We start from the raw sequence: 17,233 nt of genomic DNA, 5'->3' as shown, positions 1-17,233 counted from the left end.
GGGACCGCGGATCAACCCGGCAGGATGTCCGCTGCCGAGACCGAGGGGGCGCCGGTCAGGCTGGCGACAAGCACGCGGGCGATGGTGGCGTCGTTGCCGTCCGCGTCGAACCACAGACGGCCGGCATCGGTCTCGTAGATCACGCGATGCGCCGCGGTCGTGGCGAGCCCGGAGGTGTTGGCAGCGAAGGCCGCCGGGTCCAGCGCGCCGGCCGCGAGCCCGGTTCCGAGCAGCGTGATGCGGTCGCCGGCCATCCTGTCGAAGTCCCGGATGCGGTCGGCGTGCAGCGGGTCCGCGATGACATGCAGCACGAAGCGGTCGGCGCCGCTGCCGCCGAGCAGCGCGTCCGCGCCGCCGCCGCCGATCAGCAGGTCGTCGCCCGCGCCGCCGCTCAGCATGTCGAGCGAGCCACCGCCTTCCAACGTGTCCGCGCCCGCGTCGCCATGCAGGCTGTCCTTGCCGCCGCCGCCGACGAGGCGGTCATCGCCCTCGCCGCCGCGCAGCAGGTCGGCGCCCCGGCCGCCGTCCAGCGTGTCCGCGCCGCCCCGCCCCCACAGGACATTCGCGAAGTCGTTTCCCAGGATGCGGTTGCCCGCCCCGTTGCCGACGCCGTCGCGCGCTAGCGGGCCGACGAGTGTCAGGCTGGCGATGTGCCCGGCCATGCGCCAGCTGACGGAGGCGAGGACATGGCCCGGCGCGTCGGGTGCGTCCAGCACCACATCCCGTGCATCGTCCACGACGAAGACATCCGCGCCCGCTCCGCCGTCCAGCGTATCGGCGCCGCTACCGCCATCCAGCAGGTCGTTGCCGTCGCCGCCGGACAGGTTGTCATGCTCCGTGCCGCCGTACAGCGCGTCGTCGCCATCCGTGCCGAAGAGCGTATCGGCGCCGCTGCCGCCGAACTGGGTGTCGCGGTCCGGCCCGCCGAGGATCAGGTCGTCTTCGCCGCCGCCGTCCAGCCAGTTGTTGCCGGCATTGCCGCGCAGCGTGTCGTCGCCCGGTCCGCCATCGATCGTGTCGTCACCCAGGTCGCCACGGAGCGAGTCGGCACCCGACAGGCCGATCAGGAGGTTGGGACCGGCATCGCCGCTGACCTTGTCATCGGACCGGCTGCCGAACACCGCCTCGATCCCGGTGATCCGATCGCTGTCGCTGACCCAGAATACCGGGCTGAGGAACACGACGGGATTGCCGGTCGCGAAGCTCAGGTCGAGCGTGTCGTTGCCAGGGCCGCCATCGATTCGGTCGAGCGGCGATGTGAGGAAGATGTAGTCGTCACCCTCGCCACCGAGCTTGGTTGTCGGCCCTCCGAAGCCGCCGCCGAGCGTGTCGGCCCCCGGGCCGCCATCCAGCGTGTCGGGAAAGTCGCCGCGGACTGAATCGTTGCCGTCCCCGGCGGCGATGCTGTCCCTGCTGGAGCTGGCGGGGCGGGCGGAGACGCCCTCAGACACGAAGCCCGGGGTGATGGTGTCGTTGCCCGGCGTTCCGTAGATGGTCGGCACCGGCAGCCCTAAAGTTCCGTATTCGGTATGCATGCCGGGATCTTGCATTCAGTGCAAGTCCGCGGAAGCGCATTGCGAAGCGCCGCCGGCCGAAGATGCCGGCGGCACGCGGCGTTCAGGCGAAGGCGCGTTCCACCAGCGGGCCGGGCGGGGGCGCGGCGGCGATCTCGCGGATGATCTTGCGCTTCACCGCCGTCTCGAAGGCGTCGAAGCCCTCGGCCACCATCAGGAAAGCCCCCGGGCCGCCGATCACCTCGCCACGGTAGTATTCGTCGAGCGGCGGAAGCCCAGCCGACCAGGGCTGCGGCGAGCGGTCCAGCACCGCCAGGCCGTTCAGCACGATCCCCTTGGCCAGCGCGTCGGCGCGTGCCTCCGGAAGCGGACGGCCGGAATTGTTCACGCCGTCGCCGGAGATGTCGACGACCTTGCGCGTGCCTTCGTAGCGCTGGCCGAACAGGCCGGCGGCGTAGTCGATCGCGCCGGAAATCGAGGTGTAGAGCCAGGCGCGGCGGGGTGCGGCGTCGATGGTGGCGGCGATGCGCTCGGCACCCGCGGCGCCGTCGATCTTCATCCAGGGCACCAGCACTTCCTGGATGTGCCAGTCGGACCAGGTGAAGAGCGTCACCGCGATCTGCCCGAGCGGGCCGCCGGCGATGCCTTCGATCAGCTTCTGGTCACGGAAGGCGGCGGCGTAGCCCTTGAACTGCAGCTCCTGCTCCTCCTGGTCGACGGAGCGGCTGACATCCACGGCGAGTACGAGCTCGACATCCACCGGTTCCGGCTCCTCGGCGTGCGCACGGCGGGTGAGCAGCAGCGGGGCGGCGAGGGCACCGGCAAGCAGGCCGCGACGGCGAAGGGAGAGGGCGGGACGGATGGGATGATGCATGCGTGCGCCTTTCGAAGGAGTGCGAAACTCATGCTCGCCTGGCGCTTCGCTCCCTCGCTCACTGCATGTACCGCCTCCGAACAGTGCACTCAATCGTGATCTCGGTACGAAATTGTCATCGCATGAGGCGGTTGCCTGCAAATCAGGCGGAAACCGCACCGGTCGCACTGCGGTGCAGCAAAGGTGCATGCAATCCGTCACGCCCGCAGAGGCCGTGGCGCGGGCATGAAAAAAGGGGCGCCTTGCGGCGCCCCCTGGTCGGCCCGGCGAGATGGCCAGGCAGTTACTTCAGGACGATCTCGACGCGGCGGTTCTGCGGCTCGCGGACGCCGGGGCCGGTCGGCACCAGCAGGCGGGTGAAGCCGAAGCCCTGGATGACCATCGAGGAGCGCGGCACGCCCAGGCGCTCGAGCTCGGCGGCCACCGCATTGGCGCGGCGCTCCGAGAGGCCCTGGTTGTAGCGGGCCGAGCCGACGGTGTCGGTGTGGCCCGACACCTCGATCCGTGTCACGCCGGCGGAGCGGGAGTTGTTGGCCGCCTCGGCGATGATCTGCCGCGCGCGCTCCGTCAGGTTGGCGCGATCGAAGTCGAAGAACACGAGGAAGGTCCGTGCCGGCACCGGCGCCACGGCGGGCGCGACAGGCGGCGGCGGCGGGGTCACGCCGAAGGCGTAGCGCACGCCGAGCAGGAAGCTGTGGTTGGTGTTCTCGATTTCGGTCGTGCCGCGCGAGAAGCCGGTCGGCTTGTAGGAGGTGACGTCGAGATCGGCATCGAGCGTGGCGAAGTAGCGGTACTCCGCCGTCAGCGTCAGCCCGGGCACCGCGGCGATCGGCATGCCGAGGCCCACGATGCCCTGATAGGCGAAGCGCCCGTCATTGCCGGCGATGTTGGTCTGCGACGGGAACACCGCGGTGCTCTGCGCGCGCACCTGATCGAAGGAGCTGATGGCGTAGCCGATACCGGCGCCGACATAGGGCACCACGGGCAGGCCGACGTTGAAGTCGTAGAGCACGTTGCCCATGAAGGCATAGGTGCTGGTGTGGCCGCCCGTGCGCGAATACGCGCCCTGGCCGACGCCCGAGACCTTGTCGACATTCTCGTAGCGGTAGCTGAACTCGGCCTCGACCCGCAGGCCGTTGCCGAAGCCGTAGCCGGCGTTCAGGACGCCGACGAAACCTGGATTCCAGCCGATCGAGCCGTTGGCGTTCGCCGCGCCCACGCCGAAGGGGCCGGTGACGGCAGCACCAGACAGGGAGATGTCCGAATCCTGGCGGTAATTCACGCCGGCACCGCCGCCGATGTAGAAGCCGCTCAGGTTCATGCCGAAGGGCTGCGCCTGCGCGGCGGCCGGCAGCATCAGCGCGGTGGCGGCAATGAACGCCTTCTTCCAGCTCATCCGGGATCTCCCCTCCAGGCGGCGCCGTATTGCGGCACGACCGTTGCTGCGATGCGAAAGTCGTTACAGTCGACTTGAGTAGAATACAAGCGATGCGCTTCTACAAGCGCGCACAACACGGCGTCGTGTTGCATCAGGGGTACGTGAAAAGGGGGCGCCTTGCGGCGCCCCCCTTCCGGCTTCCGGCTTGCGCCGATCGTCAGCGAAGGACGATCTCGACGCGGCGGTTCTGCGGCTCGCGCACGCCGTCCGCGGTCGGGACCAGCGGGCGGGTCTCGCCGAAGGCCTGGATGACCATGGCGGAGCGCGGCACGCCGCGACGCTCGAGCTCGGCGGCAACCGCATTCGCGCGGCGCTGCGAGAGGCCCATGTTGTACTGCGGCGTGCCGGAGCGGTCGGCGTGGCCGGCCACTTCGATCCGCGTCGTGCCGGCGCGCTGCGCGTTGGTCGCGGCCTCGGCGATGATCTGGCGGGCGCGCTCGGTCAGGTCCGCGCGATCCCAATCGAAGAAGACGAGGAAGGTGCGGGCCGGGGCCGGAGCGGCGGCCGGGGCAACGACCGGCGGCGGCGGCGGGGCCGCACCGAAGGCGTAGCGCAGGCCGACCATCAGGCTGAAGTTGCCGCTGTCGACGTCGAAGGCGCCCTTCTGCGAGACGGACGGGTTGTTGACGGGGCGGAAGGTCGCATCGACGTCATCCGACAGGGTCGCGAAGTAGCGGCCCTCGGCAGTGAAGGCGAGGCCCGGGACGGACGCGATCGGGAAGGCGGCGCCGATGATCGCCTGATAGGCGAAGTTGCCGTAGTCGCCGTCCAGGTTCACCTGCGCGCCCGTGCGGGAGTTGCGCACGTTCACGCTGTTCCACTGGTTCACGACATAGCCGATGCCGGCGCCGATATAGGGAACGGCGAAGGCACCCGGGCCGAGGTCGAAGTCGTAGAAGACGTTGCCCATCACGCCGTAGCTCTGGACGTCGCCGCCCTGGCTGCGCGGCGCGGCGAGGCCGCTGAAGCCGGAGACGCCGTCGATCTCGTTGGAGCGGTAGTTGCCCTCGAGCTCGGCGCGGACGCCGTTGCCGAAGCCGTAGCCGAGGCTCAGCACGCCGACCCAGCCCGTGTTGAAGCTGGCCTGGCCGGAGAGGCCGACGCCGCCATTGCCGAGCGCGGTGCGCGTCGCGCCCTCGCTGGTGATGTCGCTGTCCTGCAGCCAGTTCACGCCAGCGCCGCCAGCGATGTAGACGCCGGTCACCGGCTGCGCCTGCGCGGCGACCGGCAGAGCCAGCACCGTCGCGGCGAGAAGTGCCTTCTTCAGGCCCATATCAGATTCTCCTCGAACCAAACTGTTGCACCGCCGCGACTCCGTCGTCCCGCCGCGCGGCCCCGGAGCCCTGCTCCTTCGTGCGCGACGCCAAGGCGACCGATCCCCCTGGCGATGCATGAGAGGGAACTTATCACCGGAACCAACGCACTGACAGCGTGAGTGCAACGGAAATGGCTGAGTGTTGCCGCGGCGCCACAGAGCCCCATTGCAGCCAAGTCACACCGGCGCGAAACGCCCCGGATCCTGTGCTTTCGATACGGTTCCCGGCGCCAACAGATGTGTGGCGTGGCCCAGCTTCCGGCCCTCCCGCACCTCCGCCTTGCCGTAGAGGTGCAGCGCCACGGCCGGCATGGCGGCCAGCGCCGGCCAGGCCGCGAAGGACTCCGGACCGACGAGATTCTTCATCACGGCGTCATGATGCCGGCCCGGCTCGGGCAGCGGCAGCCCGGCCACCGCGCGGACATGCATCTCGAACTGCCCGCAGAGGCAGGCATCCATCGTCCAGTGGCCGGAATTGTGCGGCCGCGGCGCCATCTCATTGGCCAGCAGGCGCCCATCCGGCAGCAGGAACATCTCGAGCGCCAGCAGCCCGACCAGGCCGAGCGACTCGGCCAGGGCCGCGACATGGGCGCGGGCGGCGTCGGCGACTGCCTGTGGCACCGGCGCCGGCGCGATGGAGATGTCGAGGATGTGCCGGGCGTGCCGATTCTCGGTGGCGTCGAAGGTGACCAGCGTCCCGTCGGCCCCGCGCGCCGCGATGGCGGAGATCTCGCGCTCGAAGGGCACGAAGGCCTCCAGCACCAGCGGGCGCGGCGCCAGGCGCGCCCAGGCAGCGTCCAGGTCCGCGGTCGACCGCAGCACCGCCTGGCCACGGCCGTCATAGCCGAGTCGGGTGGTCTTCAGCACCGCGGGCAGGCCCAGTGCGGCGATAGCCGAGGCGAGATCCTCGCGCGACTCGACGAGGCGCCAGGGTGCCACGGCCAGCCCGGCCGATTCGCAGAAGCGCTTCTCCAGCACGCGGTCCTGGCCGATGCGCAGCGACTCGACTCCGGGCCGGCAGGGCACCAGCGGGGCCAGGATGTCGAGCGTGGCGGCGGGCACGTTCTCGAACTCGAAGGTCACCACATCGACGGCGGCGGCGAAGCCGGCCAGAGCGGCCGCGTCCTCATAGGGTGCCACGGTGCGGGCGGCGGCCACCTGCATGCCGGGGCTGTCGGCCTCCGGCGCGTAGACATGGCAGCGGTAGCCGAGCCGGGCCGCGGCCAGCGCCGACATCCGGCCAAGCTGCCCGCCGCCGAGGATGCCGATGGTGGAGCCTGGGGGCAGGGGCGTCATGCCGGGCTGTCGGGGACGGCTTCGGTGCGCGCGGCGCGCCAGGACGCCAGGCGCCGGGCGAGCGCCGGGTCGGCGGTGGCCAGAATGGCGGCGGCCAGCAGCCCGGCATTGGTGGCGCCCGCCTTGCCGATGGCCAGCGTGCCGACGGGGATGCCGGCGGGCATCTGCACGATGGAGAGCAGGCTGTCCTGGCCGCGCAGCGCGTGGCTTTCCACCGGCACGCCCAGCACCGGCAAGGGGGTGAGGGAGGCGGTCATGCCAGGGAGATGCGCGGCGCCGCCGGCGCCGGCGATGATGACCTTCAGGCCGCGGCCCTCGGCCGCCCGGGCGTAGTCGTACATCCGGTCCGGCGTGCGATGGGCGGAGACCACCCGGCATTCGTGAGGAATCTCGAGCGCCTGCAGCACCTCGGCCGCATGGCGCATGGTCTCCCAGTCGGAGGTCGAGCCCATGATGAGGCCGACCAGCGGCGCGGCGCCGCCGGGCTCAGGCGATGACATCAGGGATCAGGCGGCTTTCGAGCCAGGCGATCTCGTCCTTGAGCTTCAGCTTCCGCTTCTTCAGCCGCTGCAATTGCAGCGCATCGGCCCCCGTCTCGCCGAGCCGCGTGATGACCGTGTCCAGGTCACGATGCTCGCTGCGCAACTCGTGCAGGCGACGGAGGAGGCTGTCGCGATCGGCCAGCATGCGCCCCCGGTTCTGATCTGTCGTTTCAGCACCCGGCCCCGCTCGGCCCAGGGGCGGAACAGGACCGGCAGCGGGCCAAAGAAACCCTGGACCGCGCCGAGGATGGGAATAACATGGGCCGTGTGGGGGCAGAAGTGACGGATCGCGGGGAGCACGCGATGCGTGCGTGCCGGAGGCGCCGCCGAATGGGCCTCCGGGAGTCTCCGGGTTCGGGCGCTGGCCCCTGCGGACAACGGACAGGGATGACTGCCCATGGCTGAGTTCGCCCGCCTTCGCGCTCTGGAAGAGCGCCATGCCGCGCTGGAAATGCGCATCGCCGAGGAGGACAACCGTCCCCGGCCCGATACGGACCAGCTGTCCCGGCTGAAGCGGGAGAAACTCCGACTGAAGGAGGAGATGGAACGGCTGAAGACCCATCGGGTCCATTAGCCATCCAGCCGGGCGGCCCTTCCTGCGGGAAGGGCCGTTTTCGTTTGTCGGGGGCGTTCTGGCGGGGCGCGGTTCCGTGACGCCGACGCCCCCCTCACCCAACCCTCTCCCCCCGCTGCGGGTGGAGAGGGCCTTGACCCCGATGGGTCTGGCGGCGCGCCTGCGCGCCGAGGCCGCGAATGCGGCCCGCGCACCACCTGTCAGTGTCGCTCGGCACGCCAGCGGCCTGCGCGCAAGCCAAGCGGCCGGAGGCCGCGCCCGGCGCCTGAGGGCAGCAATATCAAGCGGCCGGAGGCCGCGCCCGGCGCCTGAGGGCAACAAAAGGCGCCGCCGTCAGGCGGCGTCGTCCGCCGACATGATGGGGGTGGTGTTGGTCGCGCCGGTGCGCAGGTTGGCCGCCGCCACCGCCTCGTTCAGCGCAGTCTGGGTGCAGAGGCCGAGCGTCACCGGATCCCGCGGCTTGATGTTCGCGGTGTTCGGGTGGGTCTTGTCGCGCACCTTCTGGATCGTCTCCTTGGTGGTGGCGAGCAGCTTGACGATCTGCGGGTCCGAAAGCTGGGGGAAGTTGCGCAGCAGCCAGGCAATCGCGTCCGGCCGCTCGTTGCGCTTGGCCACGGGGATGTAGCGCGCGCCCTTGCCGCGGGCCTTCGGCAGCGGGATGGCGCTTTCCAGCAGCTGCAGGCGGTAGGAGGGGTCGGCCTCGGCCTTGCCGATCTCCTCGCGCGCGAGCTGGCCGTTGGCGACGGGATCGTAGCCGACGATGCCCTGCGCCACTTCGCCGTCGGCAATGGCCTGCACTTCCAGCGGGTGCATGCCGACGAAATCCGCGATCTGGTCGAAGGAGAGGGAGGTCTTGTCGATCAGCCACACGGCGGTGGCCTTCGGCATCAGCGGCGTCTTCATGGGTCGCGTCTTCGCTTTCTGGCCTCGGCGGGGTTGTCGGGGCATGGCCGGGCCGCGGGCGAGCCGGACGCCCGCCGAGGCGCCCCCGCCTCGTCTGCGTGGGATATAAGGACCGTCCGTTACCGGGTCAAAGCCCAAGGATGCGAGGGAGATAGCATATGGACGAACCCGAGGGCCCGCGCCCGCGCAACCGCTTCCAGCCGCCGGTGATCGAGCGCTGGGACGTGGACGAGCTGCGTGCCTATATCGGCGAACTGCGGGAGGAGATCGCGCGGGCGGAGCGCGAGATCGGCAAGCGGGAGGCAAGCAAGGCCGCGGCGGACCTGTTCTTTCGCAAGCCGGGGTGAGCGGGGCGGACGGATAGGGCTGGACACCGCGGGGCCTGATCACGTGGGCGCGTCGTCTGCGTGGAGGGAGCACCGACGCGGAGGCCAAGCTCTGGACGGCGTTGCGCCGGCAAGCGTTCGGCGCTCGGTTCCGGCGGCAGCATCCGGTGCCTCCCTACGTGCTGGACTTCGCCTGCGTCGAGGCGTTGCTGGCCGTGGAGGTGGACAGCGGTCAGCATGGCGGCGCCGCGGATGCGCGGCGCGACGCGGCGCTCTCGACGGCAGGCTGGCTGGTGCTGCGATACTGGAACAACGCGGTACTGCAGAATGTGGAGGGTGTGGTCGCAGACATCTGCCGCCACGTTCGGGAACGGCTTGGCTGAGCCGTGCGAGGAATTCCCCCTCCCAACCCTCCCCCGCACTGCGGGGGAGGGCTCGGTGGTGCGGGATCCCTGCTTCTCCCTCCGCCGTACTGCGGGGGAGGGCCGGGGAGGGAGCATCCGTCTTTGCGCACAAAAAAAGCCGGCGGATCGCTCCGCCGGCTCTCGTTCAGGACCGATCAGGCGCGCTTACGCGGCCTGCGCGGTCTCCACCTGCTCGTTCGCCTCGATCGCCCGGGGCGCGGCGCCCTGGATCGCGATGCGGCGGGGCTTCAGCGCCTCCGGCACCACGCGCTTCAGCGCCACGTTGAGCAGGCCGTTCTCCAGGCTCGCGCCATCCACCACGATGTGGTCGGCCAGCACGAAGCGACGCTCGAAGGCGCGGCCGGCGATGCCGCGATACAGCACGCGGCCATTGTCCGGCGCAGGCTGCGGCGCCTTGCCGGCAATCGTCAGCGTGTTCTCATGCACCGTCAGCTCGATGTCGTTCGGGCCGAAGCCGGCCACCGCCATGGTCAGGACATAGGCGTCCTCGGCGGTCTTCTCGATGTTGTAGGGGGGGTAGGCGGGGCCTTCGGAGGCGGCACGGGCCGTCTCGACCAGGCGGGCCATGCGGTCGAAGCCGATGGCGGCACGCATCAGCGGGGAAACGTCGAAAGCATTCATGACGAGAGCTCCTCGATCAGCAAGCTCGATGGCGTTGCGAACCGGGTTCTGCGGCCCCCCGAGAACGGGCGAGCCTTCCGGTCCACGCCGGACGCCCCGATCGGGCGCATCCGGCTGCCATCAGTTGTGACGCGGGAGCCCCCGGTTCAAGGGGGCGGAGAAGGGCCTGCCTGGCCCTACTTCTTCACGCCGATGCCGGCGAAGCGCTTGTTGAACTTGGCGATCTGGCCGCCGGTGTCCACCACGCGCTGCTGGCCGGTCCAGGCCGGATGCGACTTCGGGTCAATGTCGAGCCGCAGCGTGTCGCCTTCCTTGCCGTAGCAGGACCGGGTCTTGAACGAGCTGCCGTCGGTCATGGTGACGGTGATCTCGTGATACTCGGGGTGGATGTCGGGCTTCATGGCGGCGCTCACGCAAAATGGGCCCGCCGACGGCGACCGGCAGGCACGGGAGCGGGGCGTATAGGGGAGGGGGGCGCGGCGCGCAACCGGGTTGCCCGGCCGCACCCCCGGGCCTAGCGTCCGGCCGCCTTCCAGCCAGGGATTGCGGCGCGTGAACCAGGCGACTTCGCCCTCGGACGCGGGGCGTCCGCTCAATATTCTTTCGATCCAGTCCTGGGTCAGCTACGGCCATGTCGGCAATGCCAGCGCGGTCTTCCCGCTGCAGCGCCTGGGCGCCGAGGTCTGGGCGGTGAACACGGTGCAGTTCTCCAACCATACCGGCTACGGCGCCTGGCGCGGCAGCGTCTTCGGCGCCGAGCTGATCCACGAGCTGGTCGAGGGCATTGCCGAGCGCGGCGCGCTGCCGCGCTGCGACGCGGTGCTGTCGGGCTACATGGGTGCGGCCGAGATCGGCGAGGCGATCCTGGCCGCGGCGCAGCGCGTGAAGGCGGCGAACCCCGACGCGATGTATTGCTGCGACCCGGTGATCGGCGATGTCGGCCGCGGCGTCTTCGTGCGGCCGGGCATCCCGGAATTCATGCGCGACCGGGCCGTGCCTGCCGCCGAGATCATCACGCCCAACCAGTTCGAGCTGGAATGGCTGACGGGCAGGGAGGTGCGCAGCCTGGCCGATGCAAAGGCCGCCATCGCCGCGCTGCAGGCCACCGGGCCGCGCTGCGTGCTGGTGACCTCGCTCCGCACCGAGGAGACGCCGGAGGGCGCGATCGAGTTGCTGGCCGGGGAGGGCGGCGAATACTGGCGCCTGCGCACGCCGATGCTGCCGCTCTCGGTGAACGGGGCGGGCGATGCCATCGCGGCGCTGTTCCTGTTCCACCGCCTGCGCTGGGGCGAGGCGCGTGTCGCGGTCTCGGCCGCCGCCTCCTCGATCTACGGTCTGCTGCGGCGGACGGCGGAGGCGGGCTCGCGCGAGATCCTGACGGTGGCGGCGCAGGAGGAATTCGTCACGCCGAGCCGGGTGTTCCGCGCCGAACGCTGCTGACGTTGCAATCACGGATTGGGTGTCGAAACGTTCTGCAACCCGCAGCGCGTTGAGAAATCTTGCCAACCGTGGTCCAAGGAGAGTTCGTAACGAAGCAGGATCGGTGCCATGGCGATCATCTTCGGCTCTCCCGGCGCGGACACCATCACCGACCTCGTCAATACCGCGGGTGGACAACTCGCGAGTGGCGCGGATGACGAGATCTATGGCGGCCCGTCGGGCGCGGACAATCTGTTCGGCGCCGGCGGCAACGACCTGCTGCAAAGCTCCTTCAGCGCGAACAGCACGCTGGATGGCGGCACCGGCAATGATTCGCTGTTCGGCAGCGACAACGGCCAATACCTCTTCGGCGGCGAGGGCGATGACTACCTGGAAGGCGCCGCCGGAGCCGACACCATCTATGGCGCCGCGGGCGCCGACACCATCAACCTCTATGCCGATATCGGCGGGTCTTCGCTGGGCGGGATGGACAGCATCGGTGGCTTCGACGCCGGCGAAGGCGACCGCCTGCGCTTCGAGGCCGGCTTCGCCGGGAACACGCTCCCCTTCTACTGGTACGGCGGCGGCCTCTCGGCCCAGGTCAGCCTGACGGCGGGGCTGTTGCTGCCGGGCGGCGCGACGGCCGGCGCGATCCTCGGCTACTGGGTGCCGAAATCCGGCGGCGATGGCTGGTTCGTGCTCGATTTCGACCGCGACGGCGTGCTCGACACGACAGATTTCGCCGCCTTCGTGGACACCATCACCAACCAGGCGCTCACCATCGCCAGCTTCCTGCCCGGCGAGTTTGCAGGCGCAGCAGGTTCGATCCAGGGCAGCGACAGCGCCGACACGATGTCGGGCAGCCCCTTCAACGACAGCCTCTACGGCATGCTCGGGGACGATTCTCTCGTCGGCGGCGCGGGCAACGACTTCCTGGCAGACGCCAACGCCTTCCCGGGCGATGCCGGGAACGACACGCTGGATGGCGGCGAGGGCAACGACAACCTCCAGCCGGGCGACGGCGCCGACAGCGTGAACGGAGGACCGGGGCGCGACAACGTCACCTATTTCGGCCCGGGCGGCACCGTGATCGACCTCGTCGCCGGCCTGGCCATCGACAATGACGGCGACGCCGACACGCTGGTCGGCATCGAGAATGCCTCGGGCGCGGAAGGGGCGGACAGCATCCTCGGCAATGCCGAGGACAACTCCTTCTCGGGCAATGCCGGCAACGACACGCTGGATGGCGGCGCGGGCAACGACTTCCTCTCGCCGGGCACCGGATGGGACGTCGTGGAGGGCGGGCCGGGCAACGACACGCTGAACTACGCCTTCATCACCGGCATCGATTCGATCGTCGCCAATCTGGAGACCGGCCTCGTCGTCGCCCAGAACGGCGAGACGGACACCGTCAGCGGCATCGAGCGCCTGCTCGGCACCGAGGGGGCTGACAGCCTGCAGGGCGACGGCCTGAACAACACGCTCCAGGGCGGCAGCGGCAACGACACGATGGGCGGCGGCGCGGGGAACGATTCGCTCTGGGCGATGGCGGGCGACGACAGCCTGGCTGGCGAGGCGGGCAACGACACGCTGCAAGCGGATGCCGGCCAGGACACGCTGGACGGTGGCGATGGCAATGATTCGCTCTTCGGCCTCGACGATGCCGACAGCATCGTCGGCGGCGCCGGCAACGATTCGCTGATCGGCGGCGCAGGTGCCGATACGCTGGATGGCGGCGCGGGCGACGACTTCCTCCGCCCGGGCGACGGCAATGACCGCGTCTTCGGCGGCGCCGGCTTCGACACCGGCAGCTACAACGGCGATACCGGGCCGATCACGGCGACGATCGGCAGCGGCACGGACGGCCAGAACGCCACCGTCATCAGCGCGCTGGGGGCCGATACGCTCTCCGGCATCGACGCGTTGGACGCCACCTCCGGCAACGACCGGATCGAGGTGGCGTCGGTGGACACCAATGTCGGCATCCAGATCCGCGGGCTTGCGGGCGCCGATACCATCATCGGCCCCTCCACCCCCAGCACATCGATCCTCGCGGACTATCTCGTCGGCGGCGTCACCCAAGGCATCAACGTCGATCTGATCAGCGGCGTCGTCTCCAATGACGGTTTCGGCAGCCAGGACCGTCTGATCAACATCACCTGGGTCCGCGGCACGAATTTCAACGACGTCATCCTCGGCAGCGACTTCAACGACCGCATCCGCGGCCGCGGCGGCAACGACACGTTGGACGGCCGCGGCGGCACCTTCGACAACCTGGACTACAGCAACTCCCCCGGCCCGGTCGTCGTGGACCTGGCGACCGGCATCGTCAGCGCCGATGGCGATGGCGGCGCCGACAGCGTCGCGGGCTTCGAGCTGGTCCGCGCGACCTCGGGCGGCGACAGCATCCGCGGCAGCGACGTCGCCGAGACGTTCGAGCCCTACAGCGGCGCCGACACGATCCACGGTGGGGGCGGGCAGGATCGCGTCAGCTATTTCTCGCTCTCGACGGGGGGGACGATCGTCGCCCCGCCGGTGCCGATCGGCATCATCGCCGACCTGGTTGCCGGGACCGTCCGCGATCCCTGGGGCACCACCGACATCGTCGCCAGCATCGAGCGGATCACCGGCACGTCGCTCGGCGATTCCATCCTCGGCGGCGCGGAAAACAACCGGTTCAACGGCCGCGGCGGCAACGACACCTTCATTGGCGGCGCCGGCAGCGACTATGTCGAGTACAGCAACGCCACGCTGGGCGTGGAGGTGGACCTGACCGCCGGCACCGCGCAGGACGGCGAAGGGGGCGCCGACACGCTCGTCTCCATCGAGAACGTGATCGGCGGCTCGGGCGCCGACACGTTGACCGGCGTGGAGCAGCGCGGCCGCGCGGCAAGCCTGCTGCGCGGCAGCGCGGGCGACGACCTGCTGATCGGCATCCCCGGTGCCTTCGTCGTCGCCGACTACGCCGACCAGGTCGCGGGCATGTCGATCGACCTCGCCTCCGGCAGCGTCGTCGATCGCTTCGGCGACACCGACACGCTGGTGGACATCCACGGCGCGAACATGTTCGGCAACTTCGCCGACACGATCACCGGCACCGGCGAGGGTGATTGGATTTCGCCTTCCGAGGGCGCCGACAGCGTGGATGCCGGCGGCGGCTTCGACATCGTTGCCTATGGCGCGACGGATATGTCGGGCGTGCTGGTGAACCTGGCGACGCAGCGCGCCACGGATGCCGGCGGCGGTGCCGACACGATCCTCGGCTTCGAGGGCGTGTCGCTGGGCTTCGGCGACGACACCGTGTTCGGCGATGCCGGCGACAACATGATCGGACCCGGCGCGGGTGCCGACAGCGTGGACGGTGGCACGGGGCAGGACACGGTCAGCTACGTGCTCGGCTTCGCGCCGGACGCCCAGCAATACACGATCAATGCGGCGGGCGACCGCGCGCCGCTGCAGGGCGTGCTGCTCGACCTGCAGGCCGGCACTGCCATCGACTTCGCCGGCGACAACGACACGCTCGTCAGCATCGAGCACGCCATCGGCAGCGCCGTAGGCGATACGCTGCGCGGCTCCGGCATCGGCAACAGCCTCTCGGGCGCCGAGGGCAACGACGTGCTGGAAGGCCGCGAGGGCGACGACACGCTGGCCGGGCAATGGGGGAATGACAGTCTCGACGGCGGCGCGGGCAACGACACCGCTGTGTTCGACGGCGACGCGGCGGATTTCGCGATCACCGATCTCGGCGGCGGGCTGTTCACCGTGGTGGACCTGCGTGCGGGTCAGCCGGAAGGGGCCGACACCGTCTCCGGTGTCGAGTTCCTGGAATTCGCCGATACGGTCCTTGCGGCCACGAGCACCGTGCCGACCGAAGGCGATAACGTGCTGGAAGGCAGCGGTGTTGCCGACACCATCGACGCGCTCGGCGGCAATGATGACGTGCGTGGCCTCGCCGGCGCCGACCGGCTGCTCGGCGGCGACGGCAACGATACGCTCGATGGTGGCAGCGAGAACGACACGCTGGCCGGCGGGAGCGGTGACGATTCGCTGATCGGCGGGCCCGGCGCGGACAGCCTGGTCGGCGCGGCGGGCAACGACAGCTACGTGGTGGACGACGCAGCGGACAAGACGCTGGAGGCCCGCGATGCCGGCATCGACACCGTCTTCGCCACACTCACCTGGACGCTCGGCGCGCATCTGGACAATCTGGTGCTGCTCGGCGATGCGTCGATCAACGGCACCGGCAACAATCTCAACAACGTCATCACGGGCAACGGCGCCGCGAATACGCTGATCGGCGCCGGACGGGCCGACACGCTGATCGGCGGCGGCGGCAACGACCTCTATCTGCCCGACGCGACCGACACGCTGATCGAGGAGGAGAATGGCGGCTACGACGTGGTCATCCTCAATGCCACCTTCGCGCTGTCCGAGCATATCGAGGAACTGCGCTTCAACGGCACCGCGAATGCGCGTGGCGACGGCAATGCCGCGAACAACCTCATCGTCGGCAATGCCGGCGGCAACCGCCTGCTCGGCTATGACGGCAACGACACGCTGTCCGGCGGGCAAGGCAACGACACGCTGCAGGGCGGCGAGGGCGCGGACAGCCTGGTGGGCGGCGAGGGCGTGGACCGGCTCGATGGCGGCAACGGCGACGACACCTACCTGATCGGCGACCTCGACCAGATCATCGAGCTGGTCGGCGCCGGCATCGACACTGTGCTGAGCAGCATCAGCTACACGCTGACGCCCACCTTGGAGAACCTGACGCTGCTGGCCAGCACGGACCTGGCGGCAACAGGCAACGCGCTGGCGAATGTCCTGACCGGCAATGGCGGGGCGAACCTGTTGCGGGGCCTCGGCGAGGCTGACCGGATCTCGGGCGGGCAGGGCGCCGACACCATCGAGGGCGGCGTGGGCGCGGATACGCTGACGGGCGGCGGCGGCTTCGACCGGTTCCTGTGGCTGACGCCGAACGAAGGCGGCGATGCGGTGACGGATTTCCGCCCCGGCGACGACCTGCTGGCCTTCGCTTCCGCGGGCTTCGGGGGGCTGCCGGTGGGCGCCCTGGACGCCTCTCGCTTCGCGAACAACGCGCCGGGCGCGGCGCTCGGCCAGTTCGTCTACACCAAGGCGAGTGGCGTTCTGGCCTGGGATGCGGACGGCACCGGCGCGGGCGCCGCGGTGACGATTGCGACGCTCACCACCAAGCCGACGCTGGCGGCGACGGACTTCGTGATCGCATAAGGCCGGTAGGCCGGCGGCGCGCGATTGCCGCGCCGCGGCGGCTTGTGGCCCAATGCGGCGGCATGGCGCGCCGGGCGCGTCGCTGGACGGAGACGGAGCCGGAGCCGATGACGAAGCCGCGCAGCGTGGTGGCGGTGCTTGTGCTGCTGGGTATGGCGGGAGGCTTCGGCATCCCGGCGCCGGCGCGGGCGGCGATGACCTTCGCGCTCTCCCAATCCGGGGCCGACGTACTGGTGACCGCGAGCGGTCCGCTGAACGTGGCGACCTTGACATATGTCGGCGACAGCCAAGACCGGCAGGTTGCGGTGTTCCCGAACGATCCCTCCATCCTGCAGGCCGATGGCGCCTTCTCGGTCTATGCGGCGACCTTCGTCGGCCCGTCCGGCGGCTTCGGCCCAGGCGGCAACACGTCCCCGGCAAGCTGGAGCGTCACCGGATCGAATCTCGGCTTCTTCGGCGGCGAAGGCGGCGTGGCCGTGCCCGTCGGCTATGTCTCGGGCTCGCCGCTCGGCACCACCTTCATCATGCGCGACCAGACCCTTGGCGGCCTCGGCGTGAAGACGGGCTCCTACACCTGGACCTTGCAGGACGACAGCGGCAGGACGGTGGACAGCATCACCGTGACCATTCCCGTCTTCGAGGATGTGCCGGTGCCGGCGCCGGCCTCCGCGGCGCTGCTGGCGGTCGGCCTGGCCGGGCTGGTCGGCGCGTCGCGGCGGCGCCGCGCGGCGTGATG

At 70.1% G+C, this 17,233-nt stretch carries 16 protein-coding genes; 6 read left to right on the top strand and 10 right to left on the bottom strand.

The window, feature by feature from the left end; translation table 11 throughout:
- Positions 1-11 precede the first annotated feature (11 nt).
- The 7 genes from E4T13_RS24270 to E4T13_RS24240 form a co-directional block, all read right to left on the bottom strand.
- Complete coding sequence (locus tag E4T13_RS24270; RefSeq protein WP_170985208.1) at positions 12-1,535, bottom strand: calcium-binding protein; 1,524 nt, start codon at positions 1,533-1,535, stop codon at positions 12-14.
- A gap of 82 nt (positions 1,536-1,617) precedes the next feature.
- Positions 1,618-2,388, bottom strand: coding sequence for a DUF1194 domain-containing protein (locus E4T13_RS24265; protein ID WP_137180907.1), 771 nt, complete (start codon positions 2,386-2,388; stop codon positions 1,618-1,620).
- A 283-nt stretch (positions 2,389-2,671) separates the two neighbouring features.
- Complete coding sequence (locus E4T13_RS24260; RefSeq protein WP_137180906.1) at positions 2,672-3,784, bottom strand: OmpA family protein; 1,113 nt, start codon at positions 3,782-3,784, stop codon at positions 2,672-2,674.
- A gap of 199 nt (positions 3,785-3,983) precedes the next feature.
- Entirely contained in the window at positions 3,984-5,099 is a 1,116-nt protein-coding gene (locus E4T13_RS24255) for an OmpA family protein (protein ID WP_137180905.1), read from the bottom strand.
- Between the two features lie 219 nt (positions 5,100-5,318).
- Complete coding sequence (locus E4T13_RS24250) at positions 5,319-6,437, bottom strand: 5-(carboxyamino)imidazole ribonucleotide synthase (protein ID WP_137180904.1); 1,119 nt, start codon at positions 6,435-6,437, stop codon at positions 5,319-5,321.
- Positions 6,434-6,937 (bottom strand): 5-(carboxyamino)imidazole ribonucleotide mutase, encoded by a 504-nt coding sequence (gene purE, locus E4T13_RS24245; RefSeq protein WP_137180903.1) that lies wholly within the window; start codon positions 6,935-6,937, stop codon positions 6,434-6,436. Before purE ends, E4T13_RS24250 begins: the two co-directional genes overlap by 4 nt.
- Entirely contained in the window at positions 6,924-7,124 is a 201-nt protein-coding gene (locus tag E4T13_RS24240) for a YdcH family protein (RefSeq protein ID WP_109872780.1), read from the bottom strand. Before E4T13_RS24240 ends, purE begins: the two co-directional genes overlap by 14 nt.
- A gap of 252 nt (positions 7,125-7,376) precedes the next feature.
- On the opposite strand from E4T13_RS24240, the gene E4T13_RS24235 reads away from it, so the two are divergent.
- Positions 7,377-7,553 carry a YdcH family protein gene (locus E4T13_RS24235; protein ID WP_137180902.1) on the top strand — a complete coding sequence of 59 codons (177 nt, stop codon included), beginning with the start codon at positions 7,377-7,379 and terminating at the stop codon, positions 7,551-7,553.
- A 333-nt stretch (positions 7,554-7,886) separates the two neighbouring features.
- Here the strand turns inward: E4T13_RS24235 and E4T13_RS24230 are convergent, their stop codons facing one another.
- A complete protein-coding gene (locus E4T13_RS24230) occupies positions 7,887-8,456 on the bottom strand; it encodes a DUF1013 domain-containing protein (protein ID WP_137180901.1) in 570 nt (189 codons plus the stop codon).
- Positions 8,457-8,614: 158 nt separating this feature from the next.
- On the opposite strand from E4T13_RS24230, the gene E4T13_RS24225 reads away from it, so the two are divergent.
- Both E4T13_RS24225 and E4T13_RS24220 read left to right on the top strand, forming a co-directional pair.
- Positions 8,615-8,803, top strand: coding sequence for a DUF1192 domain-containing protein (locus E4T13_RS24225; RefSeq protein ID WP_137180900.1), 189 nt, complete (start codon positions 8,615-8,617; stop codon positions 8,801-8,803).
- Between the two features lie 101 nt (positions 8,804-8,904).
- Positions 8,905-9,165 carry an endonuclease domain-containing protein gene (locus E4T13_RS24220; RefSeq protein ID WP_240791263.1) on the top strand — a complete coding sequence of 87 codons (261 nt, stop codon included), beginning with the start codon at positions 8,905-8,907 and terminating at the stop codon, positions 9,163-9,165.
- A gap of 186 nt (positions 9,166-9,351) precedes the next feature.
- Here E4T13_RS24220 and E4T13_RS24215 read toward each other — a convergent pair whose 3' ends face one another.
- Together E4T13_RS24215 and rpmE are read right to left on the bottom strand one after the other, a co-directional pair.
- On the bottom strand, positions 9,352-9,828 hold the full coding sequence (locus tag E4T13_RS24215) for an Hsp20 family protein (protein ID WP_137180898.1): 477 nt from the start codon (positions 9,826-9,828) through the stop codon (positions 9,352-9,354).
- Between the two features lie 176 nt (positions 9,829-10,004).
- Positions 10,005-10,229 carry a 50S ribosomal protein L31 gene (rpmE, locus tag E4T13_RS24210; RefSeq protein WP_137180897.1) on the bottom strand — a complete coding sequence of 75 codons (225 nt, stop codon included), beginning with the start codon at positions 10,227-10,229 and terminating at the stop codon, positions 10,005-10,007.
- Between the two features lie 151 nt (positions 10,230-10,380).
- On the opposite strand from rpmE, the gene pdxY reads away from it, so the two are divergent.
- The 3 genes from pdxY to E4T13_RS24195 all read left to right on the top strand — a co-directional run bounded on the left by pdxY (position 10,381) and on the right by E4T13_RS24195 (position 17,231).
- Positions 10,381-11,268 carry a pyridoxal kinase PdxY gene (pdxY, locus tag E4T13_RS24205; protein ID WP_137180896.1) on the top strand — a complete coding sequence of 296 codons (888 nt, stop codon included), beginning with the start codon at positions 10,381-10,383 and terminating at the stop codon, positions 11,266-11,268.
- A gap of 108 nt (positions 11,269-11,376) precedes the next feature.
- Positions 11,377-16,497 carry a calcium-binding protein gene (locus E4T13_RS24200; protein WP_137180895.1) on the top strand — a complete coding sequence of 1,707 codons (5,121 nt, stop codon included), beginning with the start codon at positions 11,377-11,379 and terminating at the stop codon, positions 16,495-16,497.
- 107 nt (positions 16,498-16,604) lie between these two features.
- Positions 16,605-17,231 (top strand): PEP-CTERM sorting domain-containing protein, encoded by a 627-nt coding sequence (locus E4T13_RS24195; protein ID WP_170985207.1) that lies wholly within the window; start codon positions 16,605-16,607, stop codon positions 17,229-17,231.
- Positions 17,232-17,233: the final 2 nt, after the last annotated feature.

The organism is Roseomonas sp. AR75, assembly GCF_005222815.1.
In the GTDB taxonomy this organism is placed as follows: Bacteria; Pseudomonadota; Alphaproteobacteria; order Acetobacterales; family Acetobacteraceae; genus Falsiroseomonas.
This window is presented reverse-complemented; position numbering and strand designations above follow the sequence as displayed.

Excerpts from the sequence above, each read along its gene's own strand:
- E4T13_RS24270 (WP_170985208.1), bottom strand. The coding sequence starts at position 1,535 with ATGCATACCGAATACGGAACTTTAGGGCTGCCGGTGCCGACCATCTAC.
- E4T13_RS24265 (WP_137180907.1), bottom strand. The coding sequence starts at position 2,388 with ATGCATCATCCCATCCGTCCCGCCCTCTCCCTTCGCCGTCGCGGCCTG.
- E4T13_RS24260 (WP_137180906.1), bottom strand. The coding sequence starts at position 3,784 with ATGAGCTGGAAGAAGGCGTTCATTGCCGCCACCGCGCTGATGCTGCCG.
- E4T13_RS24255 (WP_137180905.1), bottom strand. The coding sequence starts at position 5,099 with ATGGGCCTGAAGAAGGCACTTCTCGCCGCGACGGTGCTGGCTCTGCCG.
- E4T13_RS24250 (WP_137180904.1), bottom strand. The coding sequence starts at position 6,437 with ATGACGCCCCTGCCCCCAGGCTCCACCATCGGCATCCTCGGCGGCGGG.
- purE (WP_137180903.1), bottom strand. The coding sequence starts at position 6,937 with ATGTCATCGCCTGAGCCCGGCGGCGCCGCGCCGCTGGTCGGCCTCATC.
- E4T13_RS24240 (WP_109872780.1), bottom strand. The coding sequence starts at position 7,124 with ATGCTGGCCGATCGCGACAGCCTCCTCCGTCGCCTGCACGAGTTGCGC.
- E4T13_RS24235 (WP_137180902.1), top strand. The coding sequence starts at position 7,377 with ATGGCTGAGTTCGCCCGCCTTCGCGCTCTGGAAGAGCGCCATGCCGCG.
- E4T13_RS24230 (WP_137180901.1), bottom strand. The coding sequence starts at position 8,456 with ATGAAGACGCCGCTGATGCCGAAGGCCACCGCCGTGTGGCTGATCGAC.
- E4T13_RS24225 (WP_137180900.1), top strand. The coding sequence starts at position 8,615 with ATGGACGAACCCGAGGGCCCGCGCCCGCGCAACCGCTTCCAGCCGCCG.
- E4T13_RS24215 (WP_137180898.1), bottom strand. The coding sequence starts at position 9,828 with ATGAATGCTTTCGACGTTTCCCCGCTGATGCGTGCCGCCATCGGCTTC.
- rpmE (WP_137180897.1), bottom strand. The coding sequence starts at position 10,229 with ATGAAGCCCGACATCCACCCCGAGTATCACGAGATCACCGTCACCATG.
- E4T13_RS24200 (WP_137180895.1), top strand. The coding sequence starts at position 11,377 with ATGGCGATCATCTTCGGCTCTCCCGGCGCGGACACCATCACCGACCTC.
- E4T13_RS24195 (WP_170985207.1), top strand. The coding sequence starts at position 16,605 with ATGACGAAGCCGCGCAGCGTGGTGGCGGTGCTTGTGCTGCTGGGTATG.